This window comes from Flavobacterium sp. 2 (assembly GCF_049949195.1).
In the GTDB taxonomy this organism is placed as follows: domain Bacteria; phylum Bacteroidota; class Bacteroidia; order Flavobacteriales; family Flavobacteriaceae; genus Flavobacterium.
Genome location: NZ_CP188206.1, coordinates 4,790,511 through 4,817,098 on the forward strand (window position 1 = coordinate 4,790,511; position 26,588 = coordinate 4,817,098).

At 35.2% G+C, this 26,588-nt stretch carries 27 protein-coding genes and 1 pseudogene; 6 read left to right on the top strand and 22 right to left on the bottom strand.

The annotated features are described in order from the left end of the window. The first annotated feature begins 30 nt into the window (after positions 1–30). Entirely contained in the window at positions 31–936 is a 906-nt protein-coding gene (locus ACNFIH_RS20795; RefSeq protein WP_426484598.1) for a helix-turn-helix domain-containing protein, read from the top strand. Positions 937–990: 54 nt separating this feature from the next. Here ACNFIH_RS20795 and ACNFIH_RS20800 read toward each other — a convergent pair whose 3' ends face one another. Next, a complete protein-coding gene (locus ACNFIH_RS20800) occupies positions 991–1,530 on the bottom strand; it encodes a carboxymuconolactone decarboxylase family protein (RefSeq protein ID WP_426484599.1) in 540 nt (179 codons plus the stop codon). 47 nt (positions 1,531–1,577) lie between these two features. Next, positions 1,578–2,399, bottom strand: coding sequence for an SDR family NAD(P)-dependent oxidoreductase (locus ACNFIH_RS20805; RefSeq protein WP_426484600.1), 822 nt, complete (start codon positions 2,397–2,399; stop codon positions 1,578–1,580). 177 nt (positions 2,400–2,576) lie between these two features. Here ACNFIH_RS20805 and ACNFIH_RS20810 point away from each other — a divergent pair, with 177 nt between their 5' ends. Then, complete coding sequence (locus ACNFIH_RS20810; RefSeq protein WP_109192244.1) at positions 2,577–3,479, top strand: helix-turn-helix domain-containing protein; 903 nt, start codon at positions 2,577–2,579, stop codon at positions 3,477–3,479. Between the two features lie 43 nt (positions 3,480–3,522). Here ACNFIH_RS20810 and ACNFIH_RS20815 read toward each other — a convergent pair whose 3' ends face one another. From ACNFIH_RS20815 to ACNFIH_RS20825, 3 genes are read right to left on the bottom strand one after another with little or no spacing between them, the layout of a single operon-like run. Further along, positions 3,523–5,010 (bottom strand): L-dopachrome tautomerase-related protein, encoded by a 1,488-nt coding sequence (locus ACNFIH_RS20815; RefSeq protein WP_426484601.1) that lies wholly within the window; start codon positions 5,008–5,010, stop codon positions 3,523–3,525. Between the two features lie 2 nt (positions 5,011–5,012). Beyond that, positions 5,013–6,143, bottom strand: a complete 1,131-nt coding sequence (locus tag ACNFIH_RS20820; protein ID WP_426484602.1) for an L-dopachrome tautomerase-related protein — start codon at positions 6,141–6,143, stop codon at positions 5,013–5,015. Between the two features lie 12 nt (positions 6,144–6,155). Next, positions 6,156–7,097 (bottom strand): NADP-dependent oxidoreductase, encoded by a 942-nt coding sequence (locus ACNFIH_RS20825; protein ID WP_426484603.1) that lies wholly within the window; start codon positions 7,095–7,097, stop codon positions 6,156–6,158. A 115-nt stretch (positions 7,098–7,212) separates the two neighbouring features. Here ACNFIH_RS20825 and ACNFIH_RS20830 point away from each other — a divergent pair, with 115 nt between their 5' ends. Then, the gene (locus tag ACNFIH_RS20830) at positions 7,213–8,064 is read left to right on the top strand and encodes a helix-turn-helix domain-containing protein (RefSeq protein ID WP_426484604.1); all 852 of its coding nucleotides are present in this window, start codon (positions 7,213–7,215) and stop codon (positions 8,062–8,064) included. Positions 8,065–8,306: 242 nt separating this feature from the next. Here ACNFIH_RS20830 and ACNFIH_RS20835 read toward each other — a convergent pair whose 3' ends face one another. From ACNFIH_RS20835 to ACNFIH_RS20915, 17 genes and pseudogenes are all read right to left on the bottom strand, one after another. Beyond that, on the bottom strand, positions 8,307–8,465 hold the full coding sequence (locus tag ACNFIH_RS20835; RefSeq protein ID WP_426484605.1) for an IS3 family transposase: 159 nt from the start codon (positions 8,463–8,465) through the stop codon (positions 8,307–8,309). 3 nt (positions 8,466–8,468) lie between these two features. Further along, positions 8,469–8,987, bottom strand: a pseudogene (locus tag ACNFIH_RS20840) (IS3 family transposase); the annotation flags it as partial. Positions 8,988–10,089: 1,102 nt separating this feature from the next. Then, positions 10,090–10,266, bottom strand: a complete 177-nt coding sequence (locus tag ACNFIH_RS20845) for a hypothetical protein (RefSeq protein WP_426484606.1) — start codon at positions 10,264–10,266, stop codon at positions 10,090–10,092. 602 nt (positions 10,267–10,868) lie between these two features. Further along, positions 10,869–11,657 (bottom strand): cation transporter, encoded by a 789-nt coding sequence (locus tag ACNFIH_RS20850; protein ID WP_426484607.1) that lies wholly within the window; start codon positions 11,655–11,657, stop codon positions 10,869–10,871. A 1-nt stretch (position 11,658) separates the two neighbouring features. Further along, positions 11,659–13,839, bottom strand: coding sequence for a TonB-dependent receptor (locus tag ACNFIH_RS20855; protein ID WP_426484608.1), 2,181 nt, complete (start codon positions 13,837–13,839; stop codon positions 11,659–11,661). Positions 13,840–13,912: 73 nt separating this feature from the next. Further along, positions 13,913–14,236: a DUF6660 family protein gene (locus ACNFIH_RS20860; RefSeq protein WP_426484609.1), complete on the bottom strand. Its 324-nt coding sequence runs from the start codon at positions 14,234–14,236 to the stop codon at positions 13,913–13,915. Between the two features lie 108 nt (positions 14,237–14,344). Then, positions 14,345–15,649, bottom strand: coding sequence for an alginate export family protein (locus ACNFIH_RS20865; protein WP_426484610.1), 1,305 nt, complete (start codon positions 15,647–15,649; stop codon positions 14,345–14,347). Between the two features lie 167 nt (positions 15,650–15,816). Beyond that, positions 15,817–15,990, bottom strand: coding sequence for a hypothetical protein (locus tag ACNFIH_RS20870; protein ID WP_426484611.1), 174 nt, complete (start codon positions 15,988–15,990; stop codon positions 15,817–15,819). Between the two features lie 127 nt (positions 15,991–16,117). Continuing rightward, positions 16,118–16,675: an RNA polymerase sigma factor SigZ gene (gene sigZ, locus ACNFIH_RS20875; RefSeq protein ID WP_426484612.1), complete on the bottom strand. Its 558-nt coding sequence runs from the start codon at positions 16,673–16,675 to the stop codon at positions 16,118–16,120. Positions 16,676–16,714: 39 nt separating this feature from the next. Further along, complete coding sequence (locus tag ACNFIH_RS20880) at positions 16,715–17,278, bottom strand: hypothetical protein (protein WP_426484613.1); 564 nt, start codon at positions 17,276–17,278, stop codon at positions 16,715–16,717. 68 nt (positions 17,279–17,346) lie between these two features. Further along, a complete protein-coding gene (locus ACNFIH_RS20885; protein ID WP_426484614.1) occupies positions 17,347–17,922 on the bottom strand; it encodes a Crp/Fnr family transcriptional regulator in 576 nt (191 codons plus the stop codon). Between the two features lie 19 nt (positions 17,923–17,941). Beyond that, a complete protein-coding gene (locus ACNFIH_RS20890) occupies positions 17,942–18,676 on the bottom strand; it encodes a metallophosphoesterase family protein (protein WP_426484615.1) in 735 nt (244 codons plus the stop codon). Positions 18,677–18,681: 5 nt separating this feature from the next. Continuing rightward, on the bottom strand, positions 18,682–19,767 hold the full coding sequence (gene arsB, locus ACNFIH_RS20895; protein ID WP_426484616.1) for an ACR3 family arsenite efflux transporter: 1,086 nt from the start codon (positions 19,765–19,767) through the stop codon (positions 18,682–18,684). Position 19,768: 1 nt separating this feature from the next. Further along, on the bottom strand, positions 19,769–20,383 hold the full coding sequence (locus ACNFIH_RS20900; protein WP_426484617.1) for a low molecular weight phosphatase family protein: 615 nt from the start codon (positions 20,381–20,383) through the stop codon (positions 19,769–19,771). A gap of 42 nt (positions 20,384–20,425) precedes the next feature. Then, a complete protein-coding gene (locus ACNFIH_RS20905; protein WP_008463724.1) occupies positions 20,426–20,899 on the bottom strand; it encodes a DUF6428 family protein in 474 nt (157 codons plus the stop codon). A gap of 33 nt (positions 20,900–20,932) precedes the next feature. After that, positions 20,933–21,439 (bottom strand): N-acetyltransferase family protein, encoded by a 507-nt coding sequence (locus ACNFIH_RS20910; RefSeq protein WP_426484618.1) that lies wholly within the window; start codon positions 21,437–21,439, stop codon positions 20,933–20,935. Next, positions 21,430–21,762 (bottom strand): ArsR/SmtB family transcription factor, encoded by a 333-nt coding sequence (locus tag ACNFIH_RS20915; protein ID WP_426484619.1) that lies wholly within the window; start codon positions 21,760–21,762, stop codon positions 21,430–21,432. Before ACNFIH_RS20915 ends, ACNFIH_RS20910 begins: the two co-directional genes overlap by 10 nt. 505 nt (positions 21,763–22,267) lie before the next feature. On the opposite strand from ACNFIH_RS20915, the gene ACNFIH_RS20920 reads away from it, so the two are divergent. The 3 genes from ACNFIH_RS20920 to ACNFIH_RS20930 all read left to right on the top strand — a co-directional run bounded on the left by ACNFIH_RS20920 (position 22,268) and on the right by ACNFIH_RS20930 (position 26,588). Then, the gene (locus ACNFIH_RS20920) at positions 22,268–23,911 is read left to right on the top strand and encodes an ATP-dependent nuclease (RefSeq protein WP_426484620.1); all 1,644 of its coding nucleotides are present in this window, start codon (positions 22,268–22,270) and stop codon (positions 23,909–23,911) included. Further along, positions 23,912–25,003, top strand: coding sequence for a UvrD-helicase domain-containing protein (locus ACNFIH_RS20925; protein WP_426484621.1), 1,092 nt, complete (start codon positions 23,912–23,914; stop codon positions 25,001–25,003). It begins immediately after the preceding gene. A 61-nt stretch (positions 25,004–25,064) separates the two neighbouring features. After that, the gene (locus tag ACNFIH_RS20930) at positions 25,065–26,588 is read left to right on the top strand and encodes an AAA family ATPase (RefSeq protein WP_426484622.1); all 1,524 of its coding nucleotides are present in this window, start codon (positions 25,065–25,067) and stop codon (positions 26,586–26,588) included.

The following is a 26,588-nucleotide window of genomic DNA, read 5'->3' on the forward strand; positions in this document are numbered from 1 at the left end:
TATATTTGAGTTATTAATGAGATCAAAGTAATGATGACAAAATTTGTAAATATAGATACGATCGCTACCCTTCATCATTATTACAATTACGGGAGTCCTGGACATCCGCTCATCACAATAATTGATTTAAAGGAAGTAAAGGCGAGAAATAGGGGAGTTGAAGATGCCTTTTATAGACTCGGACTTTATACTATTGTTTTTAAAAAGTTTAAAGGAGAGTTGAGATATGGCCGGTCAAGTTATGATTTTCAGGACGGATCATTAATGTTTGCAGGACCAAATCAGGTTTTGAGCCCAAGTGAAAATACGGTAATCGAAGAGGGATGGTTTCTTGCCTTTCATCCGGATTTACTTTATGGATCTTTGCTGGGGAAAAATATAGGTTCTTATTCTTTTTTCAAATATGATGTCAATGAAGCTCTGCATATTTCAGATGTGGAAAGAAAAACTTTAGAAGAAAGCATACAAAAAATTGCAGTGGAATATTCGCAGAACATGGACAAGCATACTCAGGGTTTGATTGTTAGCAATCTTGAACTTATGCTGCAATACTGTGACCGTTTTTATAATCGTCAGTTCCTAACGAGATCCAAAGTAAATAATGATTTCGTACAGCAGTTTGAAGATTTGGTACAAAATTATTTTGAAGCTGATGATTTAGCTGATAAAGGGCTTCCTGAAGTTAAATATTTTGCCGAACAGTTAAATTTGTCCGCCAATTATCTATCTGATCTGCTAAATAAATATACAGGTAAAACCACTATTGAGCATATTCACCTTCAATTGGTAGAAAAAGCTAAATCACTTTTATGGGGATCCAATAAAAGCGTAAGTGAGATTGCGTATAGTTTAGGATTCGATCATCCCTCTCATTTTAGTAAAATTTTTAAAATGAAAACCGGAAAGTCTCCAAAGAATTTTAGACTTGCGCAGTAAATCTGCTTTATGCAAAAAAGAGAAAGACCAGCTTAAAAAGCTGGTCTTTCTCTTTTAGATAGTTGTTGCTGCAGGAAAATCTACAGGAATCCTGGTATTGGCAAAAACATAATTAGTAAAGCTTCTTAAGGCAATCAGCGCTGTTAATTCTATCAGTGCTTTTTCATCATATCCAGCTTCAAAAAAGTTTTTCAAATCTTCCTCCTTAGCAGTGCCTTTGTTATCGGCAATAGATTTTGCCAATTGAATGACAGCGTTTAATTTTGCATCTGCGAAATCGCCTTTACGAATGCTAATCGTTTCTTCTTCACTAAATCCCTTCAATTTAGCAAGCGTAGTGTGCGCAGCCAGACAATATTCACAATTATTTACCTGTGATACAATAAGATTAATAGCTTCTCTTTCTTTTGTAGTATAGGAAGAATCCTGTGATAATGCACTTTCCGTATCCAGCATGGCTTTTAAAGCTGCGGATGAATAGCCAATTGTGGCATAAAGATTAGGGATTTTTCCCATTTTAGATTGTACAGCTTCGAGAATAGATTGTGAAGCTGCATTTAACTGTTCTTTTGCAGGAACTGAAATTGTTTTCATGATTGTATTTTTATTAGAGTATTGTTGTGCTGTTTAATTGTATTGAATTAACCATGTGCTTCTTCAGACACTTCTTTCCAGTCGTTCCAGGTTTTTAGTTTTTCGGCATACACACGTTCTGTTTTTTTCAGTCCGACTTTTCCTAAAAATAAGCGCAGAGGAGGATTTTTACTGTCTATCAGTTTTAAGATAGCAGGAACTGTAGCTTCTGGTTTTCCATAATCTTCTGGCAATAAACCTTCTGTTGCTCCTAATGCTTCTTTCACTTTATCATAAGCCGAAATCGATTCGCTGACAACAGCTGAACTTCCTCCAAAATCTGTTGCATATCCGTTTGGTTCAACCAGGGTGACATTGATTCCAAAGTCTTTCACTTCATCTGCTAATGCTTCAGTAAATCCTTCTACAGCAAATTTTGTAGCGTTGTAAATACCTAAAGTAGGCAGAGACCACACACCTAAAACACTTGATAACTGAATTACATGCCCATGTCCCTGTTCGCGGAAAATTGGCAGTGCTGCCTGTGTTACCCATAATGTTCCATAAACATTTGCTTCAAAAACATCTTTAACTGCTTTCTGGCTCACTTCCTCTACAGCACCAAAAACCCCGTAACCTGCATTGTTGATTACCACATCCAATGTTCCAAAATACTCTTTTGCAGATTGTACTGCTGTCGCTGCTGCTTCTTTATCTGTAATATCCAGTTTAATAGCCAGAAATTGAGATCCGTATTGTGCAGACAAATCCTTGTAGGCGTCGATTGTTCTTGATGTTGCTGCTACATTATCTCCTCTTTTTAATAATGCTTCGATCCATAATTTTCCAAATCCTCTTGAAGCTCCTGTTATAAAAATTGTTTTTTTCATGATTTTAAATTTTAATTAATTGTTTCATTTTGATAGGACAAAGTTAGATCTAAGCTGTTTAGGGAAATATCTCATTTCAGCGGAAGAATAGCACAGAAATACGATGAAGGTATTTTTGGATATAATTTTGTTAATTTGTGACAGTTATTAATCGCCGCAGTCATTAAAATTATAAGGATGGAAAAAATAAGCCATTATAAAAGTATTTCAGAACTTCATGAAAAGAGCGGCTTTGAAAAGCCACAGCATCCTTTGATTAGTATGATGACCTGTAAGGAACTTATGACGTACTCTGTAGGAGAGGATAGATTTACGGGAGATTTTTACATGATTGCACTGAAAAAGATAAAATCAGGACATGTTTTGTATGGCAAAACACAGTATGATCACAGTAGCGGTTCAATGGTGTTTATGAAACCCAGACAGACCATAGAAGTAAGCAATGTTCAATTTGCCGAAAAAGGTTTTGTAATGTTTTTTCATGAGGAATATCTCATGGGGCATGCCCTTCACGAGCTGATAAAAAAATATGGATACTTTGAATATGAAATAAACGAAGCGCTGCACACTTCTCCGACAGAAGATAAAATACTTTGGGAACTTTATTATAAAATAAGAAGTGAATATGATACGAGCCAGGATGAATTCAGCCGTGAAATTATTTTATCGCATCTGGATTCTATTTTAAAATATTCTGACCGTTTTTATAAAAGACAGTTTATTGACAGAAGCATCAATGTATCGGGAAATACCGTGAATAAATTTCAGAAGATATTGAGCAGTTATTTCGATAAAGGTCTGCATCAGTCAGTCGGGCTTCCGTCTGTTAATTATCTGGCAAACGAACTGCTTTTATCCACTCGTTATTTAAGTGATGTCCTGAAACAGGAAACAGGTAAAACAGCATTAGACCACATTCATATTTACCTGATAAAAGAGGCTAAAAACCTGCTGGTTGGTTCTGATAAAAATGTGGCGCAGATTGCCTATGAGCTTGGTTTTGAAAGCCCGTCTTATTTTACAAGATTATTTAAGAAACAGACAGGTTTTACTCCTTTAGGATATAGAGCAGTGTTATAAAAAAAGCTGACAGGAAACTGTCAGCTTTTTTTAAGAGTAAGGATTATCTGTTGGAAACACCCTTGGATAAAGGCAGAAACCTGAATATGTAAAATGGAGCTCGGGCTTCATTTTTTCCATTATTAAATGCAGCGCCCAAATGCACCTGTGCTGCAGAGACATACATAAATCCATCTGCCGCATTATAACTTACGCCGTCGGGCCAAAGCATTTTTTCATCAGAAGCTAGTGTATGAACGCTTCTGTCAGCTGCCAAAACTATGGAGACACTGTGGCTTTCAACCGCTGTGAGGTACAGATTTCCAGCAATATCGATACTTAAGCCTCCATTATTTGGTTTTGCAGAGTAGGTTTCAATTTTGGAATTCAGGTCAGTATCTGTAAATTGTACGTTAATTAAATCCTGAATTTTGATCCTGTAAATCTTAGTTCCGTTCAACGGCGAATAATACAGCCACTCAAAATCTTTATCTGCTGTTATGCCGTCACAGCCAACTAATAAGTTATTTCTGCCTGAGGTTAATATTTTACCGTCAACTTTTATCGGAATATTTTCAGGAAGAGTCGTTCTGTGTCCTTCCAGAATTCTTTTGGTTATTCCAGTATTCATATCAACAGTTAACAGAGAAGCCGTGCTTCCATCACCGCCATTTCCAATACCTTCGTCGGCAATAATAAAAAAGCCGTGTTTAGTGTCAACTACAAAATCATTAGATTGTGTATTCTTTTTGCTGGTGATTTGCGGAAGATAGTAAATGCGTTCCAATCGGTTAAAACGAGTATTCCATCCTACAATTTTGGGTGTTACCTCATTTCTCTGTCCCATATCCATCATCCAGATAATACCATTTTCATCACTTCTGACACCTAACACATTACTTAAAAAATGATCGTCTGCTGCTCTGGGCGTATTCCACTCCAGATTAGGAAACGGCACGCTTTTTTTTGTTTTTGCGTCATATTTTTTTACGCGGATTTCCGGATTGAAAAATGGGTGAAGACTATAAATAAGATCTCCCTGAGGCGTAAATGCAATGTTTCCTGCAGCTTCATCTAAAGAGGCAAATATTTCGGGGGCCAAAACTTCACCAGTCCATTTAGCAGTTTCTTTTTGGTTGGAATCTTTATAATAATTATCAGAACCTGTAATCCAATCCATTCTGGATGGAGAAAAGAAATCAATGTCTATAGTATTGTCTTCCAAAGAAACAAAGCTATGAGGTACATTAGGAGGAATTATAATGCCTTCGCCCGCTTTAACTATAACTTCCCCGCCTTCAGTTAACACCTTTACGCTTCCTTGCGTTATCAGGGAATACTGCTCATTGCTGTGCTGATGCATTGGAACTACGGCTCCTTTTTTATAAGTGAAATAACCAATGGTTCCTTTTTCTCCCGAAATCATTCCCCGAGTCAAAAGCTCGTTAACCGATTTTGACGGCAGTTCCTTTAAGGAAAAGTGCTGTGTTTTTTGAGCACCGCTGTTTAATGCAAATGCCAAAAATAAAATGCTGAGAATATTTTTTGCCATTTTTAATTGATTTTAATTTTTACAACTTTAAACGGTTTTTTAAACAGCTCTTTTTCCTGATGAAACCAGGGCGAGTTTTGTATTTGTGAAACCGATACATACAGATATCCATCTTCGGAAATACTGTAGCTGTCGGGCCATATCAGTTCATTGTCATTCTGCACTATTGTTTGCATTTTTAAGTCTGGCGTAATCTTTACGATGCTGTTTTTTTCAAGGTCGCCAAAATAGAGATTGCCTTTTTTATCGAATATCATGCCGTCGGTAGTTGTAAATTTTCCTAAACTCTCAACATTTTTATTCAGGATTTCATCAGATATGTCAAACTGTCGAAGCAGTTCTGTTTTAATTCTGTATAAATTATCATCAGTCAGCGCTTTAAAATACAGCCATTTTTTATCTGGAGTTAAAGCAATTCCATCTGAATTCACTTTTAATGGTGTTCCGTCTCCTTTCAGCAGCTCTTTCCCTAAAGGAGAAAAATGGTAAGCAGGATCTGATTTTACTGCTGGCGAGTCTCCCAGAACAAATTTTGAACTTCCTGTCTTTGTATTTAAAATAATAATACCGCCAGTATTGGAATTGGTGATGTAAGCAAAGCCATTAACAGTATCAACGCGGATATCATTAAGATAAACATTCTCGCCGGCGACATTTTCAGGAAAACGGTAAATGTGTTCTATCTGGTTGGTTTTTAGGTTTATTTTGACAATTTTGTTGCTTTTATTATACACCTTGCCAAGTCCGATGCCTGCAGCGTCAACAACCCATAAAAAACCTTTGTCATCTGTTACTACCGCTTGCACGCACACAAACTTGTTTTGTCCGTCTTCTCCTTTCTTAAAACTGTTCCATTCTGCGTCAGGGTAGGGAGTAGGTCTGCCTTTTATAACTTCGACTACCGAATACTTATGTTTTTCTAGCCAGTAGGGATAATTTACAAACAGCCGATTGTCTTCTGCAACTGCAACACCCGTTAATTGATAAGTTGAATCCGCGAAGACTTGTTCTATTTTTTCATTGCCAGCATCATCTGAAGAAACGGCATTTACCTGTTTTTTAGAAGAAGGATTGTTACAGCTTATCGTAAATGCTACAATTAGTACTATTCCTATTTCAATATAAGTTTTCATTTTATTTCTTTTTTATAACGTGATAATTATTTTTCCTTTTGTTCTGCCTGTTTCCTGCTGCAGATGTGCTTCTTTCATTTTATCAAAAGGAAACGTCTCACTTACAAATGGTTTAATGATTCCTTTTTCTAACAGATCTGCAATTGCTTTCATATCTTCGCCGTTTGACTGCACTAAAATGAAATAGCCTTCTATGCCTTTTAATTTGGCTTTTTCAGCCACCTTTTCATTAAGACCTGTCGGTATGCTGATTAAGGTTCCCCCTTTTTTGGTCACTTCTATCGATTTGTCAATATTATCCCCGCCAATTGTATCGAGAATAAAATCAAAGCTGTCCTGATTGGAATTCCAGTCATAAGTATTATAATCAATGTGTTTGTCGGCTCCAAGTCCAAGTACGAATTCTTTGTTTTTTAACGATGAGGTTCCAGTTACTGCTGCGCCCAGATATTTAGCAATCTGTATCGCGATATGCCCGACACCTCCAGAAGCGGCATGAACTAAGATGTTCTGTCCTGCCTGCACTTTTGCATGATGGATCAGTGCCTGATAAGCCGTCAAGGCAACCAGTGTGGCAGCAGCAGCTTCCTCAAAGCTTACGTTTGCAGGCTTTAATGCCAAGTGTGTTTCAGGTACAGCTACATATTCTGCATATGCTTTGCCATGCCCGGGAAAATTAACCATTCCAAAAACGGCATCCCCTTTTTTAAACTGGGTTACTTTATTGCCTGTTTTCTCAACAACTCCGGAAATGTCCCAGCCGATTATTAACGGACTTACCTCTTTTAATCTGCCGTAAACTCCTTTTCCTGCCCGTGTCTTAACATCTACGGGATTAATCGAAATTGCTTTCACTTTTATTAAAACCTCGTTCTCCAGCGGCTCAGGCTGCGGGATTTCTGTATAATGTAATTGATTGACATCACCAGGCTCATTTAAAATTATTGCTCTCATTTTTAATTAGTTTAAATTTATAAGGCAAAATTATACCAGTTAAATGTTTTAAAATGGTATAAATTATCCTTTTTATAGTACATTTGTACTATTATTAAAAGTAATACAGGTAAAAATGAGTAAAGAGCAATTGTACAAGCCTTTTGAAATAGTATATAAAACATTAGATGAATGTCCTAAGTTAGAACACCAGCATGCTTTCTTTGAATTGATCTATATTTTGGATGGAAAAGGAATTCAGGTTATTAATGGTAATCAGTTTCGATATCATCCTAATCATATGTTTTTAATTACACCTTCTGATATCCATCGTTTTGATATTGAAGAGAAAACCACATTTTTTTTCTTACGATTTACTGATATATATATTAAAAATGGCGGTCTGTCTGCTAAAAACATTGAACAGCTGGAGTTTATTTTACAAAATGCAAATCATCAGCCGGGATGTATCCTGAAAAATCAAATTGATAAAAGCCTAGTAAGGCCTATTGTTGAAGGCATTATTCGGGAAGAGCAGAATCAGGACGTTTATAACACAGATTTAATTACCCATCTGGTAAACACCTTAATTGTTATAGTTGCGCGAAATATTGCCAAATACCTGCCCGAAAATGTTAACGAGTATTCTGAGGAAAGAATATTGCAGATACTTCAGTTTATCCAGTCAAATATATTTAATCCGGAAGAATTGAGAGCTGAAAAGATCGGCGCCCATTTTGGACTTTCAACCCGTTATTTAGGCAAATATTTTAAGAAACATACAGAAGTAACACTTCAGGAATATATTGCACGCTATAAAACGCAGCTCATAGAGCATCGGCTAAAACACAGCGACCTTCGTATAAATGAAATTGCAGCTCTATTGGGGTTTACAGATGAAAGCCATTTAAATAAATTTTTTAAAAAGAATAAAGGCACAAGTCCTGTAGGGTTTAGAAAAGCTTTAAGAGCTGGATTAGTAAAATAGTCTCCCTTTTATACAATGCGAAATTAGTAAAGTAAGGTTAAGAGTTATTTTATTAAATAAAGTTGAAATCCTTCTTCAATTAGAAGCTAAATCGAGGAAAGTTTGATAATAACTGTAAACTTATAGAAAATATATGACCCGTCACGATTCTGACATAAAATGTTACACTCAATTCTATTTTTTTTAATTTTTAAAGCTTTAGTTTTTGACATTAATTTAAAATTGGTGAAAACGGTTTTTTCCTATTTCGACTTTAAATTATGGTATTCAGTAATTGTAAAATGCCCCAAGGCTGAGTGTCTTCTTTGAGTGTTATAGAAATTTTCAATGTATTCCGAAATTGAGGATTTTGCTTTTCGTCTGGTTGCATAATTATTTTTTGAAATCAACTCTGTTTTCAATGTTTAAAAAAAACTTTCTGCTACTGCGTTATCAAAACAATTTCCTTTTCTGCTCATGCTTCTAGATATTTGAGTATTTTTTGTAATTATGTATACAAAACCCTTACATGCGTATTGAATTCCCCTGTCAGAATGAAATATTAATCTTTGACTGCTGGTTAAAGGGCGATGTAGTACACTTTTTTTATAAGCGGCAATAGAAGTGTCGATTGCTTTCATAGTTTCACTTGCTGACCAGCCTATTACTTTGCGGTCAAATAAATCAATAATTATTGTTAGATATAACCAGTCTTGTCCAGTTCTGATATAAGTAATATCAGATACCCAAACTTCGTTTTCATTATTTACTTTAAAATCCTGGTTTAATAAATTATCTACTACTGGATAATTATGAAATGAATTTGTAGTTTTTTTAAATTTTAATTTTGAAACTTTTTGTAAATTTAATCTCTGCATTAGCCTTCCGACATACCCGCGAGAGATTTTAATGCCGATTGAGTTTAATTCCTTTGTAATTCTTGTACCGCCGTATCTGCCTTAGCTCCAATTAAAGATTCTTGAAATTTCAGAACATATAAAAGCCCTGCGATCTCTTTTGCTGATAGGCTGAGCTTTGTTCCAGCGGTAAAAACTGCTTCTGTTTATTTCGAAAATCTCGCACATCTTCCCGGTAGGGAATATCTGAACATTATCTTTAATAAATTGATATCTTACCTGCCTATCTTGGAGAAGATGTTTTGCTCCTTTTTAGAATATCGCGTTCCAGTTTTATATTTTTAATTTCTTTCCTCAATTTCAATAAATCTTCTTTGGTGATATTTGAAGCGGTTAATTTCAATGAAGTAAGTTTTCCGTCCTTATGCACTTTTTTCCAATGTGAGAGAGTATTTTCGCTGATTCAAAGTTCTTGGGCGACGTCAATGACGCTTCCGCATTTTATGCTCATTTCGACAGATGATATTTTAAATTCTATGCTGTATTTTTTTCTAACTGTTTCCATACTCTTAAAGGTAAAGAGAATAATTTTTTAACCTCTACAATTAGAAGTGATATTTCGCAATTCTGATAGTATATTAGTTGTTAAATTACTAAATTCCCTATGCTAGATTTACTGGGGTTTTTCGATTTAAAACACCTAGACTGCCTTAACTTTTTGGTGCGTTTACAAGAGGTATTCCATATTGAAAATAGGCTTAAAACGAAAAAAACCTGCAAATCGTTGAATTTGCAGGTCTTCAGACATTTTTTGTGGCTTTTTGAAAAGATTGAAAACTTAATTTTTTCCTGCTTTTCGGCCTTTCTGTGGGGAGAGCAGGATTCGAACTTTATGCCTGAAACCGCCATATATGCCACTTTTATTTATGTCTTGGACCTCTGTGCACCGATTCTGCACCAAATTCAATTTTTTATTATATTAATATAAAATCATGCACAAAATTTGTGTATTAACGGACTAACACGCAGTAGTATTAATCTTTTTTGTATTGCAAATATAGTAAAATACTTAGTTTTTTCGATTAAGAATTAAAAGTTCTGTTATATAGGGGCAAAAAAGTTTCAACTCCAACATCATAAGTTTGAGGCTTCTTAGAGTTTAAAAATGGATTTTGCTAACTTAGGTTGGTTATATAGCATCTTCTTCTTTTAGAAAATTTCTTACTGCTACATCTGCCATTTTAACTAGAAATTTTAAAATATCTGTCGCTTCTTCCAAACTAACATTCATTCCTTCGTTATTGAGCACTTTTTGAGCTTCTAGAGGTGTAATTTTTCCTTTATATTCATATTCTTCATATTCCATAGCCAAATTGTTATTAAGATAAAGATAATAAATTTTGATCAATTTTTTGTTTTACAGTGTTTTATGCTTCTAATGATTGAATTCTGTAAAAAAAAGTGAAATGAATCTTTTTATTTTTTCTTTGATTATTTCAAAATTAAGTGAAGTTTAGTTCACAATTTACAAATCATTTTATGAATGATTTAAAGAAATTAGATTATTTCCAAGTGAATTTGTAAGATAATTATTTGAAATTTTTATTCAATCCGGTTTGTATGTATCGTCAGGGTTAGATGTTGAAAAATATTAATTCATGCGGTGATTTATTCTATGAAACAAATTCTTAAGCAAAATTTTTTTAAATAAAATGTAAAAGTGTATTTATCTAAATTTAAAACAATTTTACTGAAAAATTTAAATCAAAATTTAGTGTGCATCTTATGTTTGTTGCAACTTTTATTTTAATGCTAAAGATGAAAGGCTGTCTCACAACGTATGTGGGACAGAACCTTTCTTTCTTTCTTTCTTTCTTTCTTTCTTTCTTTTTAGGTTGCTCTATCGTTGCAGCGACATCAAAAAAAAACAATTTTGAAAGACTTGCTATTTTTTTATAATTACCAATATCATAACCGTAATATTTTTAATGCTCCTCTTGCGACTATGAAAAATACACAAACACCAATAATAAGATCGGGTACCATTGAATTAGTAAAGTATACTAATATACCCGCAATTATGACTCCCATATTAATTACAACATCATTTGAGGTAAAAATCATACTAGCTTCCATATGTGCCTCTTTGCTTTTAGATTTTTGAAGCAGGTAAAGGCATACCGAATTACCTACAAGGGCAAATAATGAAACTACTATCATAGTTCCGTATGCAGGAATATTGTCAGATTCTACAAATCTTCTTATAACTTCAGTAAGTCCCAAAACTGCAAGTCCAATCTGAAAATAACCACTTATTTTTGCAACACTACCTTTTCTTGATGCTGTACTCCCGACAGCGAAAAGAGCTAAGCCATACACAATACTATCGGCCAACATATCTAAACTGTCGGCAACCAATCCCATCGAATTGGATATAAAACCAGTAATTACTTCTATTAGAAAGAATGAAAAGTTTACAATAAGAACCTGCCATAATAACTTACTTTGCTGTGCGTCACTGTTTTGCTCTATTTGATCTGATGTATGTTCTGTTGCCAGCAGAGTGCTGTCCAGATTGAGGGAATCAATTGCATTTGTTATAAGAGTGTTCTCGTTCGTATGATAGATGCTTAATTTTCTGTTTGCAATATCAAAATCAAGCTGTTTGATTTGTTCTAAACCAGCGAGCTTCATTCTTATTAATTGTTCCTCACTCGGACAATCCATCTTTTTTATATTATAAATACTTTTTTTCATATCACTGTATTTTAATCTTAAAACCCGCATTTACAACAAATCCATCTAATGGAGCATATATATCTTTGAAAACAGGATTTGAGATTGGTCCTGTGTAGATGCTTCCAAATTTTGTCTGTCTTGTATCGGTAAAATTTTCAAAATTGGCATAAATTGAAAAATTTTCCCAAAGCCTTTCTACCATGAAACCGAAAATCCAGTATTCCCTTCCAGTTGTACCATCGCTTAATTTTTGAGGGCTATAATAATAAGCTTCTAAACCAGCTTTCCACTTATCCTCGACTTCATACATCAAAACATTGTTTAATCTGTGTTTAGCAGTTAAAGGATTTTGAGATTTCATTCCGTTATTGTCTATCGAAGCATCGGTAAAAGTGTAACCCACAAACAATTTAAAATCTTTGTAACCTAATTTAATATTTGTTTCTGTTCCTTTTGTATCTAAATATCCATTAATATTTACAAATTGATAAAGGTCATTAGGAATCGAAGTTAAAATCAGTGGATTATCAACATTTGTATAAAAGAATAATTGATTCAATGATAATGAAATATCTTCGGTAATTTTAGTTTTATAATTTACATCAAAATTAAGGCCGTAACTTTTTTCAAGTTTATTGAAATCACTATTGATAGGAAGTACATTTTGATATTGAATACGCTCGCTTTCTTCGGTAAAAATAGTCGGTGTTTTGTAGCCTAAACCACCGCCAAGTCGAGAACTAAGTTTAGGATTTATTTTAAATAAAGCTGAGATTCTTGGTAATAATGAGAATCCATAATCAACAACATAATCACCTCGAAGACCGGTCTCGATATCCAGCCATTCCTTAGCTTTGACGATATTCTGAAAAAAAGCACCATAAGTTATCTGATTATAGTTTCTTAATGGAAAAGATGTCTGACGGTTTTCAGTGAACTTGTCGGTATATAAATTTCCACCAGCGACCCATTCAGCAATTTCTCCATTTTTAGAATAGCTAATTTCTGAGAAACTACTGTTCTGCAGACCATCAAAAATATAGTCAGGAATAGTTATAACACGGCTGAAATTATTAAAACTGTTTTTAATCGTAACAGATTCCTGTTCATTAAATTTATGAGTCAGGGTAAACTGTGTGCTTATTCTCTGGGTTTTATTTCTTTCAAAATAACTGCCAGAATACTTATCTTCATCCTTAATATAGTCAATATTCCCGCCTATACGATTTTCAAAAACCGTATTGATCCCAAAATTTAGCTTCGTGTTTTCATTAAAATTTACAAATAATTTTGGATTAAAATTAAAGCGTGCAAATTTAGGAATAGCGGTTAATTGTATATCTGCTGGATCATATGGAGCATTTCGGTCGTGAGAAGCAAATACAGTCAATCCGATTTTGTTAAACTGCTGGGAATAAAAACCGTTGATATCCAGACCAAGTGCAGAGGTTCCATTGATTAAAAATCGCAGTTCTCTTTCTTGAGTTGGGGTTTTAGAGACAAGATTGACAAGACCAGCAATTGCTCCACCGCCATATAGGGTAGAGGCAGAACCTTTGATAATCTCAACCTGCTTTAAATCTAACGGAGGAGTCTGCAGTAATCCCAGTCCACTTGAAGCGCCTGAGTATACAGGAAAACCATCTTTTAAAATCTGTGTGTATCTTCCGTCAAGTCCCTGAATTCTGATAGAAGAATTTCCTGAAATCGCAGAAGTCTGCTGAGTCTGGATTCCGGTACTTTCGTTAAGCATCATGCGAATGTCTCCCGGTTTCATATTGGCTTTTTCTTCAAGCTCTTCTCCGGCAATAAATTCAACTCTGGTTGGAATATTGCTGATTGTTCTGGTTCCTCTGGTTGAAGTAACAATTATTTCTTTCATTTCCTCAGCTTCTTCATCTTCACTTTGCAATGCGATTTCTATAAAATTGTTAGCTGAAGGTACTTTAAAAAGTGTTTTGTTTGGAGCGTAGCCTTCTATTGAGATAGACAATGTATAATTTCCATCTTTAAGGTTTTCAATAATGATATTACCTTCAATATCTGATTTGAAAATAGAATTTGTTTCTTCAATTTTTGCAGAAGCTCCTTTTATAGGTTCGTTAGTTTCAGCATTCTTGAAATGAAATTTGATAGTATTCTGTGCTTGTGCAGTGCCAATAAATGTCATTGCCACAATCAATAAAATATATTTAAACATTTATGATTTCTTAATATTAATAATAAACAATAGATCCGCATAATGAGATTAATGCAGGGATAAACTTTTTATATTAAGAAATTTTAGGAGGCTGCCAGATTTTACAGATGAATGAAGAATAGACAAATTTATTGTAAGATGGCGTCTGTGAGACTTCATCCAATTTGAATTCCAATTTTTTAGTAATAATTACAGAATTAAAATTTATTGTAAAGCCAATACAGTTTCCACAGGAATAAAACGGGGAACACTTTCCATTACATTCGTTACCGCAGTCATGCGAGTCATTCTCACAGTTTTTCTCTACACCACATTCTGAATGCTTAGCAAATGCGGAGCATGGAACTGTAGAAAGAAACAGTACGATGAAGGATAATATTGTTACGATTAATTTCACTTTTCAAATTTATAAATATTTTAGAGATTAAAACTCAAGTACTGAATTTTTATCTTATTATAAAAAGGCTAAATCCAACTTATAGACTGGCGAATATTTAATAGGAAGCTAGTTTTTGGGTTCTTTTGAATGTATGACATTAAAATTATAAGATATCATTAGATAGCTCCAAATTGATATTTTATTTTCATCTATTATTTTAGGAAGATTCTTCATTGAATCCGAGGATTTATAAAATGAAAAAGCATAATTAACTTCTAATTCTTTTACAGGTTTATATTTTAGTGAAATATCATTTTCAAATCCAAGAAACTTTGATTCCTGCTGGCCTGACTTATTGATTAAGGAATATTGGGTGTAAAAAAGATGAAAATCCGAACGTAGCGATAATTTAGTATTTATAGGTATTGTGGTAAATAAGTAAGGATTTACTAAACCTTTTCCGCCAACATCGGCAGGGAAACGTGTAAATACATTCATGTTTCCGTTAAATTTCCAGGTAACTCCATATAAGACGTCAAAATCTTCGGATTCGTTTTTATGTAATGAAGAGCTGCTTCCGCTAATTATTTCAGCACCCAATCTCCAAATTGATTTTGGAAGGCTTAATCTAATTTCAGGCTGAAGATAGTAGGCTAATAATTTCTGGCCTTTTGGATTGTTTCCAAATTGCAGATAGGTATTAAGTGTGTAATACCATTGTGTTTTTTGAAACGCAATTCTTCCCCCTGTAGTGGCACGAGTATATATCTTATCAGAGGCCGCGCTTTTAAGAAAATCAATGATATTCATTGAATTAAAAGAAAAATATTTGCCAGAATTATAGTGAAAATTGTTCATTAACAAGTATTTATAACGATTTGAAGCGACGGGAGAATAAAATGCATCAAATTCTTTATTATAATTACGTGTAAATAAAAAGAAGAAATCGTTAGAGAACTTTTTAGAAGAATTCATTACTCGTATTCCTTCATGAGCTCGTCCTTGCTGTGCCCAGGGAGCGTCGGAAAATAACCGGCCATTATCCAGTAAAATGCTTTGCCTTCCTAACTTAAAGTTTATCGATTTGAATTTAGTTTCAAAATACAACTGATAAAAATTAATACTTCCTATTTTGGATGTTTTATTATCTTGATTCCAAAGATGAATTTCCTGAAGATCTGATTTTATAAGCCATTTTTCTCTTTCGTACTGCGTAGAAACTCGATTTCTCTGTGTGATATAAAAATATGGATCAATTGAGTCGTTGGGAGGAAGTGTATAATTTGAAGTGTACTCAACTCTTGGTCTTATTTCAATATTCATTGAGAACTGCAGGGATAAGCTGTCTTTTTGCTGTGCACATAATTGAAATACAGATAAATGAATAAAAAGTAATAAGATTTTTTTATCCGCAAGTGTTTTAATTATCATACTTCTAATATCCTATAGAATTAGTGTGTAAAAGTAATAATAGTATGCCTATTTACAATACTATAATTAAGTTTGATAATTCGTGTTTATAATTTTTTTGTTAAATAATTAATATAAAAAATAAGACAACTCAAAAAGTTGTCTTATAATTGATAATTGCGGAAAAATTACTTTTTACAATCTTTCGGAGCACAAGCTCCAGAATCGTCATTACAGCAATGCGTTGAACATTTTTCAGTGCAGTTTTTCTTTGCATCAGTTTTTGATAAATTCGCATAAGCAAAGATACTTCCAGCAGACAATACCAATGCAGCAATAGTAAGGTACATTTTGTTTTTCATAATTTTAATTTTTAATGATTAATACTACTTAAGACGTACTAATCTAAAAATGATGCAAACCTTGCTGATTTTTTTTCTTACAGCCTGAATTTTTATATATGAATCTTCCGTAAATGATTAGGTAAAATCAGCATTTTCCTCCGGTGCATGATTTTTTAGACGTAACATTCATAACATTTCCACGGCGGTCTAATTCAATACTGCAGCAATCCAGAAGCATTTCCTTTAATTTGGATCTGCCTCTTTGCACTCTAGAACGGATGGAAGGGTAGGCAAGGTTATATTTTTCTGTTAAGTCTTTCTGTTTAATTCCATGTATTTCGCTATCCATGATAATATCCCGATAGTCTTCCGGCAGCTGCTCAATAAATTTTATTAAACAGCAGTCCAGACTTTCCGAAGTCTCGAAATCTGTTTCATGCATTATTTTTTGCATTATACATTCGGTCAGCTCTGATTTTTTACGATTGGAATTTTTTCTGTAATAGTCAATAATGGAATTTCTTGTGATCGTGAAAATCCAGCTTTTTAATTTACTTTCATCAGTCAGCGATACTAAATTCTCATTTATCTTTATAAATACATCCTGCAAAACATCAGAAGCATCGTCGGTATCATTTATACGTGCCTTAATATATCTGCCCAAAATGATATAAAACTGATTGTGAATAGTATTTATTTCCAAATTAATAAATTTTATCTTCTGCTTATGCAGAAAGATGGATTAACAACAATTGATTTTACTTCTGAAATTATTCCATACGTTGGCCGTTTTTGGCATGCATAAGAAAACATGAAGAATTGCCATGAGGATAGCTCCCGGCAAAAGATTTACAATTAACAAATTAAAGAATCCCGGAGATTGAATTATATTGGAAATCATAATTTCCCCATTTTGAAAAGTAAACCTGATGGAGAGGTAAACCGCAATTGAGGCAAAATGAAAACCGTTTACAAATAAATGGACAATATATTCCCAGCGTGGAAGCCCTCCCATAAACTGTCTGCTGTCTTTTTCTATAAAAGCATCATACCCTAGCACCAGTATATCCAAAAGGACAATGGTTAAGCCTATTGTAAAACTAGTATGATTATCCTGTTTCAAGAACAAAAAATAAAGGATTGCCGGAAAGAAAACAGCTCTCAAAGTATGAGTAATGTGCTCAGTTTTACTTTCTTCCTCATTGTGAAGCTGGTATTTGAAAATATGTAGATAAAAGCCATCATACAAGGCCAAGACCGCAAAAAGAACAAGAAAGAAGGATGAAATGATAATTGCTGTTTCCATTTTATTTTTAATTGATTATAAAAGCAAAATTATGGGGAAGCATAATTAAAACTAAGGACAAATGTCCTCTATTTTTGTGCTATCTCATTTCTTATCCTGCTTAAAGTCCTGCGCGTTATTCCTAGATAACTTGCAATATCATTTACGGAAGCCTTGTTTACAACTGCAGGCTGTTCCTTAAGCATGCGGATGTATTTTTCCTTTGCGCTTTCATTGCACAAAACACTGGCATACTGTTCCATCACCATATACTGCCGCTCGGCAATTTTCCTTCCAATATTCTGCCAAAGAGGACTCTTTTGGTAGAGAATCTGCTGGTCATTGTAACTGATTGTTATAAGTTCGGTATCTTCTACGGCCTGAATGGAAAGTTCCGAAGGCTGCTGCGAAATAAAGCTCTTGTAAGAAGCTGTCAAATTATTTTCTGCACAGAAGCACGAAGTTACTTCTTCGGATTTTTCATTTAAGTAATACGTTCGGAGCAGCCCTTTTTTTATAAAAGCAGCCTCTTTAGAAGTTTTCCCGATCTCTGCAAAATAACTGTTTCTGCCTAATGTTCTTGCTTTGAAATACGGACTGTAATTTTCAAATTCCTGATCGCTGAGAGGAACAATGCTCTTTAAAAATAATTTAAAACTTTCCATAGTATATTTTTTCAAAACATTAATATGCTTTTCTAAGCATAAACGCGTAAACGTCCGGAAGAGGACTTTCTTCAATAGCGCGGGCCGATTTTTCAATATCATAAGGTACTCTTATGAATTCTACTTTAATGCCGTCTTTTTTGGAAAGATTACTGCTTTTTTCAATGGTTATCACTGCATAACAGCAGTCCGGATTTCTATCTTTTGGTTTTCCAACCGACCCTGCATTAATGGCATGAAAATAACTGCCTTTTTTATTGGGATTTTCCAATATACGATGATAAGGTAAATGAGAATGTCCGCAGATAAGAATGTCTGTATTGGAATCAAGAAAAATGTTAGTGAAATCTTTCTCATTTTTATCCTCAAGCAGATATTCTCTGTTGCTGTAAGGACTGCCATGGACCATCAAAATCTTTATAAGTTTGTTAGCAGTCTGATATTCAAGTTTAATATGGGCAGGAAGAGCAGAAAGATATTTTATCTGCTCTTTGCCCACAATCTGATATGCGTAGCTTTCAATGTCATTTGAACCGTCATTATGTATTTCGACAGCTTTGACATCGTGATTTCCTGCAAGGGTAGGGATATGCTTTTTACGGATCTCGTTGATCACGGCATTGGGGCATAAATTGTAGCCTACTAAATCTCCTAAGCAGTAAACAGCGTCAATATTCTGCTCTTCAATACTTTTTAAAGTCTGCTCCAATGCGGGGAAGTTCGCATGTATATCCGATATTATTGCAATTCTCATTTTTTTTAAGCAGTTTCTGCAGCTACCTGTTTTGTAAAATACTTTTTTCTGAACCAGAATGCAAGGTTTACCAGTGCTATAAGAGCAGGCACTTCTACCAGAGGGCCTATAACTCCTGCAAATGCCTGGCCGCTGTTTATCCCGAATACTCCAATTGCAACAGCAATTGCCAATTCAAAATTATTTCCGGTGGCTGTAAATGCTATAGAGGTTGCCTTTGAATAGTCAGCCCCAAAATATTTTCCTGTAAAAAAGCTGATGATAAACATTAAAGTAAAGTAAATCACAAGAGGTATTGCAATACGAACAACGTCCATAGGGATCTGAACAATAAGTTCCCCTTTCAGGCTGAACATCACAATAATTGTAAAGAGCAATGAAATAAGAGTAATTGGCGAGATAAACGGCACGTACCTATTCTCAAACCATTCAGAACCTTTTAAGGCTATCAAAGCATAACGGCTTATGATTCCCAGAGCGAATGGAATACCTAGATAGATACCGACGCTCTCGGCAATCTGTGCAATGCTGATGTTCACTTCAAAACCATCATATCCAAAATATGGAGGTAGGATAGTTATAAAAATGTATGCATATACACTGTAAAGAAGCACCTGAAAAATACTGTTAAGGGCAATAAGTCCTGCAGCATATTCGCGGTTTCCTTCTGCCAGATCATTCCATACCACAACCATTGCGATACAGCGTGCCAGACCGATCAGGATCACCCCAATCATGTATTCAGGATATCCGTTCAAAAACAGGAGCGCCAATAAAAACATCAAAACAGGGCCTACAATCCAGTTCAGGAATAAAGAGGCACTTAAGACCTTTGTGTTTTTGAAAACCTGAGCCATCTGCTCGTATTTTACTTTTGCCAGTGGCGGATACATCATCAGGATAAGTCCTATTGCCAATGGAATGTTTGTTGTTCCGCTGGAGAATGAATTGATGAAATCTCCGCTTGAAGGAATAAAGTATCCTATTGCCACGCCTATAGCCATAGCAAGGAAAATCCAAAGTGTTAAGAAGCGGTCAAGGAAGTTTAACTTTTTGCGTCCGACGACTGGTGCACAATTATTTGCTGACATTTTATTTTTTTATTTGTGAGAATACGTAAAACATTTCAGTTCCAATCTGCAGGCTGCGCTCCAGATAAGTTTCTTTCTGCTGAGGCGTTCCGTCAGAAATTTTTGGATCTTCAAAGGTAATCGGGATTCTTTTCTCAGCGCCTGCTATAAACGGGCATCCGCCGTCAGCCTGCGAGCAGGTCATTATTGCGGCGAATCCGCTTTCAGGATTGAAATCATCATCATAGGTTTTGGAAAAACCGATGACAGGAAGTTCGTCAGCTGAATATTTTATTGAATAAACAGGGTTTGATCCCTCTGAAAGAGTTTTGATGTTGAATCCTGAATCCTTCAAAGTCTCCGCTGCCATTGGGAAAAGGGCAGTAGCCTCGGTTCCTCCTGAATAGCATGAAACGTTTTTGATGTCGTAATAGGCGGCCGCAGTCTGCGCCCAAACCTGCGATAAGTGGCTTCTTCTGGAATTGTGTGTGCAGATTAGGTTTAGTCTGGTTTCCAGCTTACTGTCCACTTTTGTCTGAATGAAGTCGATTAATGGCTGAAGGACTGCTTTGCGGTCTTCGGAGATCTGCCTAAAATCAAATGCTTTAACGGTATTCTCAATTTGTGGATATATCATAGTTTTTTGGCTGTAAAGGTTTATTTATTATCTGTTTAATGATTAGCAGCATCCTCCACCAGGAGTGCATGAATTAGCATTGTCAGTATTTAACTGAGATAATTTTACCTTAGGCTTATCAGATGGAATACCGCACTGCTCCTGAGCAAGACAGGCTGTCTGTTTATTTAGTAAAGTGAAGTTTTTACCATTAAAATCCAAATCGTATTTACCGATAGTAGTGTTCTGGTACTCCACTTCAATTTCATTGTCTTCAATTCCCAATACTTTTTCTGAAAGCTCAATGATGTGGATCAGTTTCTGAGGTTTAAGCCTGTGCTCGTAGTCGTTGGCGTCCCAAAGCTGGAAGTTTACAACTGTTTCTTTTCTAACTGTTCCTCCACAGTCAATGAAATTTTTGGTAACCAGACCTACTTCAGTTACGTGAAAATATTCCGGTACAAATGTGCCGTCCGGCAGTTCAAAATTTACAGCTTCCACTGTTTTAAGCACTTCTTTAATTTCTGAAAGTTTCATAATTTTTTATATTTAGTTAAACTATATTTTTTATTAAATAATAACGGAGCTTCTTCTTTCAAGAAGCGCAGTATCTCTCCAGATACCATTTTGTTTTCCGATTTTCTCCCTTGTTCCAAGTAATCTGAAACCTGCTTTTTCGTGGATGCGGAGACTTGCCGTGTTCTCAGGAAAGATCCCTGCCTGAAGCGTCCAGATTCCTTCTGTTTCGCTCTGTCTGACAAGTTCATTTAAAAGGGTAAGCCCGACTCCTTTTCCTGAATGTGCTGGATCCACATATACGCTCACCTCTGCAACCCCTGCATAAACGCAGCGTGAAGAAACAGGTGTAAGGGCAGCCCAGCCAATTACCTTGCCATCTTCCTGCATCACAACCCGGCATGACTTAAGATGCGACTGATCCCATTCTTCCCATGAAGGGGCGCTGGTCTGGAAAGTTGCATTGCCGGTATCTATTCCTTTTTGGTAGATTAATTTTACCTGATCCCAGTGTTTGTCTGAAAGTTTTCTGATTTCCATTTTTTTATAGATTAGCAGCATTCGCTTCTCTTTTTTGCCAAATGATCTGATATATGCTCAAAGAAGCCTTTTATCTTTTCCAGACCAGGTTCATTGATACAGTAGCAGATCGAGTTTCCGTCGATGCTTCCTTTGATCAGACCTGCATTTTTCAATTCTTTCAGATGCTGTGAAACTGTCGGCTGTGAAAGCGGAAGTTCGTTTACAATATCTCCGCAGATGCAAGCATCCACTTTTAATAAATATTCCATAATAGCAATACGCGCAGGATGGCCTAATGCTTTGGCTAAAACAGCAAGCTCATTCTGGCTTTCTGTAAAGTGATCTGTTTTTGTTGCTCCCATCGTTTTATATTTATATTGCAATATTACGATATAATATTTAATAGACAAAGTTTTTGCGTTTTTATTTTCAAATTCTGGCTATTTTAATGGCCTCTTTGTTTAGGAAAAGTATCAATTTCAAATGCTTTTTGTTAAGACTTTGTGACACATTGTGGAGCATTATTTGTTCTGAAGTTCTTAAATGTGTAGTAATGTTTCGAACGTACACTTTTAAATATTTGTTTCACAGAGTTTTAATTTGGTCCCTAAAATAGATGCACCGATTCTGCACCTAGACTAATATATTTTCTTCAATATTTTACTATGCAAGATTGTAGTAATATCTTCATGATGTAATATGAGCCTTTCGGATGGTTTCACTTTTTGATTATGAATGAGTTCATAATATAGTATTGGATTACGGTTTTCCGTAAAAATCTCAGATTAAAAATCTTGATATTTGCAAATATCGGATTTATCACTGAAGGTGGAAAAAGAGGCTCATAAATATTAAGTACCTAAAAATATGCATATATCAAAGATTCATATAGAAAACTTCAAAAGTTTCAAGGGTTCGTTCAAATTGATTCTTGAAAATGGCACAAACATAATTGTCGGGGACAATGAAGCCGGCAAATCGACTATTTTGGAGGCAATTCATCTCGCTTTGACAGGGTTAATCAACGGCAGATATTTAAGTGCTGAACTAACGCAATACATTTTTAACTACGAGGTAATTAAAGAATATCTTTCGAACCTTGAAAGAAATGTCAATTGCGCACCTCCGCATATACTTATCGAAGTCTATATGGAAGGTGATGATCTGGATGAATTTCTGGGAGATATGAATAGCGAGAGATCTAATTCGAAAGGCTTTTTTTTAAAAATTTCTTTCGATGAAAAATATAAAAGGGAATATCAGGAGTTAATTAAAATTGGAGGAGTCAAATCACTTCCAATAGAATATTACAGTATACTCTGGTCGAGTTTTGCGCGCGATGAAAGCATAACTGTGAGGACAATTCCAGTCAAATCAGCTCTAATCGATTCTGCAAGCAGCAAATTTCAGAATGGTTCGGACATATATATATCGAGAATAATTAAGGAATTCCTTGAATCGAATGAAATTGTTGAGATATCCCAATCTCACCGGAAAATGAAGGATTTTTTTAATTCAGATGCGCCTATAAAAAAAATAAATCAAAAAATATTAGACGCCGCCAAGATATCGAATAAAAGAGTAGAGATATCTGTTGAGTTGTCTTCTAAGAATGCTTGGGAAAACAGTCTGATGACCTATTTGGATGATATACCATTTCACTACATCGGAAAAGGAGAGCAGTGCATAATAAAAACCAAGCTGGCATTAAGCCATAAAAAGGCAAAGGAAGCAGCCATTATCCTCCTGGAAGAACCTGAAAATCATCTTTCGCATTCAAGTTTGAACCAATTAATATCTGATATCAAAGCAGGAGACGAGAATAAGCAGATTTTGATTTCTACACACAGCAGTTTTGTATCGAATAAGCTGGGTTTAGAGCATCTAATTTTGTTGAATAATAAAAAAACAGTGAAGCTGAACAATCTTTCTGAAGATACCGAATTGTTTTTTGAAAAGCTAGCGGGGTATGACACCCTTAGATTGATTCTTTGTAAAAAAGCGATCCTCGTTGAAGGCGATTCAGACGAATTGGTTGTTCAGAAAGCTTTTATGGATGCGAATGATGGTGCGCTGCCTATTGAAAAGGGAATAGATGTCATTTCAGTAGGGACCTCATTTTTAAGATTTCTGGAAATAGCCGAAAAAATCGACCGAGAAGTTGCTGTCGTTACCGATAGTGATGGAGATATAAGTGCTTTGGAAGAAAAATACAGTGGCTATCTTGGTGACAATGCAAAAGAGAATATAAGAATCTGCTTTGACAAGGATATTGATACGGGGCCATTAAAAATCGGCACTAAGGATTTCAACTACAATACCCTTGAACCAAAGTTTCTAAAGGTGAATGGCCTAAAAAAATTAAATGTAATATTTGGAAAAGATTTCACAGATGAAGATGATATGCACAGATACATGAAAGCAAACAAAACAGAATGTGCTTTAAAGATTTTCGATTCTTCAGAGACTTTGCAATTTCCGCACTATATTTTAGATTCAATTAATAAGTAGATGGAAAACAATAAACTTATTATTGCTGCAGCTGGATCAGGTAAAACAACCTATTTGATTGATCAAGCGATAAAGAATCCAGAGGCAAGGGTTTTGATTACCACTTACACGCAGGCTAATGAAACGGAAATTAGGAAGAAAATCATTGAAATAGTAAATCATATTCCTGAAAACATTACAGTTCAAACCTGGTTTTCCTTTCTTCTGAAACATGGTGTGAGACCCTTTCAAGGGGCTATTTTTGACAGGCGGATAAAAGGACTGGTGCTGGTCAATACAAAATCAGCGATGTATGTTGCTAAAAGCGATGTTGAAAATTATTATTTTACAAAAGACCAAAAGATATATTCCGACAAGATATCGGAGTTCGTATGTGCGGCCAATGAATCTAGCAATAACGCTGTAGTGGACAGGATATCAAAAATCTTTCCGAAAATATTCATTGACGAGATTCAGGACTTGGCAGGTTATGATCTGGAACTGCTAAAGTTGCTGTTCAGTTCGAACTCTGAATTGATACTAGTGGGAGATCCGAGGCAGGGTACCTATTCGACAAACAGTTCTGCAAAAAATAGACAATATAAAAAGGCAAATGTCGTAAATTATTTCTTTGAAGATAAGTCAATCAAGATTACAACCGATCAGACCTCACTGCTTACTAACTATAGATGCAACGAACTAATCTGCAACTTATCAAACAAATTATATAATAAATTTTCGGCTGCCGAATCCGGCAATACCTATAAGTCTGGCCATGATGGAATTTTTTTTATTAGGGAAAAAGATATTGACCGTTATTTGGAACTCTATAATCCGGTGCAATTGAGAGATAGCCGAAGGCAAAAAGTGAATGATAATTATGCCGTTATGAATTTTGGAGAATCCAAAGGGCTTTCTTTTGAGAGAGTGCTAATCTATCCTACAAAACCATATGTCAAGTGGCTCTTGGATAATGACAGCGAGCTGGCAGCGACCAGCAGATCAAAATTTTATGTTGCAATTACCCGAGCGCGTTATAGTGTTGCTATTGTTTACAGCTTTACGAGCAAGACCTCGGCCGCCGATGTAGTAAACTTCGATTTGACAAATTAAGAAGAACAGAAATTTTGACTGGGTACATGCCCATTATTAAAATAATTTACATTAAAATAAAATGATTTTCAGAATTCTAGATACTTGGGGCGAGTATGCCCCGGAAACTAAAAACGAGGTGTGTCTTGTATGGGACAATTGGAACGATTATAGCTTTTATACTTTATTCGGAATTTTCTATGTCGATAATGAATCTCGTAAGCACGATATAGGCGGATTAAAAATAGGTTTCAAAGGACAGGAAAAACATGACAGAATTTATGAGGTTGATCATGTCTTTGATTATATCGGAGATGAGTATTTTTCAGTTGGAAACTCAGAGGAATATTATGAGGAATTAAATAAACTCGGAGATGAAATAAGGGATTTTATTCTTAACCAATTAAATGATATTGCAAAAAAGCCTGAGATTTTTGACAGCGTGAAAGATGAAAAAGTTGTCGAGGTTTCTTTTCTTAGGGGCCTGCAAGCCAGTACTATTACAGGCCAATATAGGAGAATTGCAAACGGAGGAGCTACATTAACTCCTTATAGTTTTAGATTTGTAAGGGAAGAGCGTGGAGGGATTGAGCCGCTTGATTTTTTATTTGATGTGATTCCTGAGTCCATGCCGCCAACCAATATACATGTTCTAATCGGCAGGAATGGGGCAGGTAAGACGACCTTAATTGATAATATGATTCATTCACTTGCAGTGCCTTCAGATTTTCTATTTTCTCCGGGCACTTTCCATTTTAATAAAATAAATAAGTATGATCTGGAGGAAAATTCATTTACAAATTTGATTTCAGTTTCTTTTAGTGTTTTTGATGATCAGGATGTGCTTGAAAAAGAGGAATTTATTAACGGAATGACATATTCATACATAGGACTTCGCGGAAAAGATGGACAGGATTTCGGACTAGGAATTAAGGATTTGAATGCACTGTCAGAGGAATTTTTTGAAAGTGTGAACGTGTGCAAGTCGCGGGGATTAATGAACAGACTTATCGAGTCGCTCAAAACTTTGGAATCAGATCAAAATTTCCAAAGGGAGAGTTTTGTCGAATTATTCCTACGCGATGATCTAAATGGTTCGCAAATGGTGATTGTTACTGCTTTTAGGAGACTTAGTTCAGGACATAAAATAATTTTGCTTACCATAACAAAGTTAGTTGAAAAACTGCAGGAAAAAAGCCTGGTGTTAATGGATGAACCGGAAGCCCATCTGCATCCTCCGCTTTTATCAGCATTTATTAGGGCCGTGTCAGATCTCTTGATCAAAACAAATGGAGTGGCTATCATTTCGACACATTCTCCCGTAATTCTGCAGGAGGTGCCTAAAAGCTGCATATGGAAGATCAGAAGAAGCGGAAACGTGGCTGTTTGTGAACGTCTTCCCAGAGAATCGTTCGGGGAAAATGTGGGTGTTTTGACCAATGAAGTATTTGGACTGGAGGTTAGAAATTCAGGATTTTACAAAATGCTGGCGGAAATAGTTGCAAACAATAACTACAGCTATGAAGATGTGTTGAAATTATTCAATAATCAGCTTGGGGCAGAGGCAAGATCAATTGTCATGGCTTTGATAGCTAATAAGGAATGA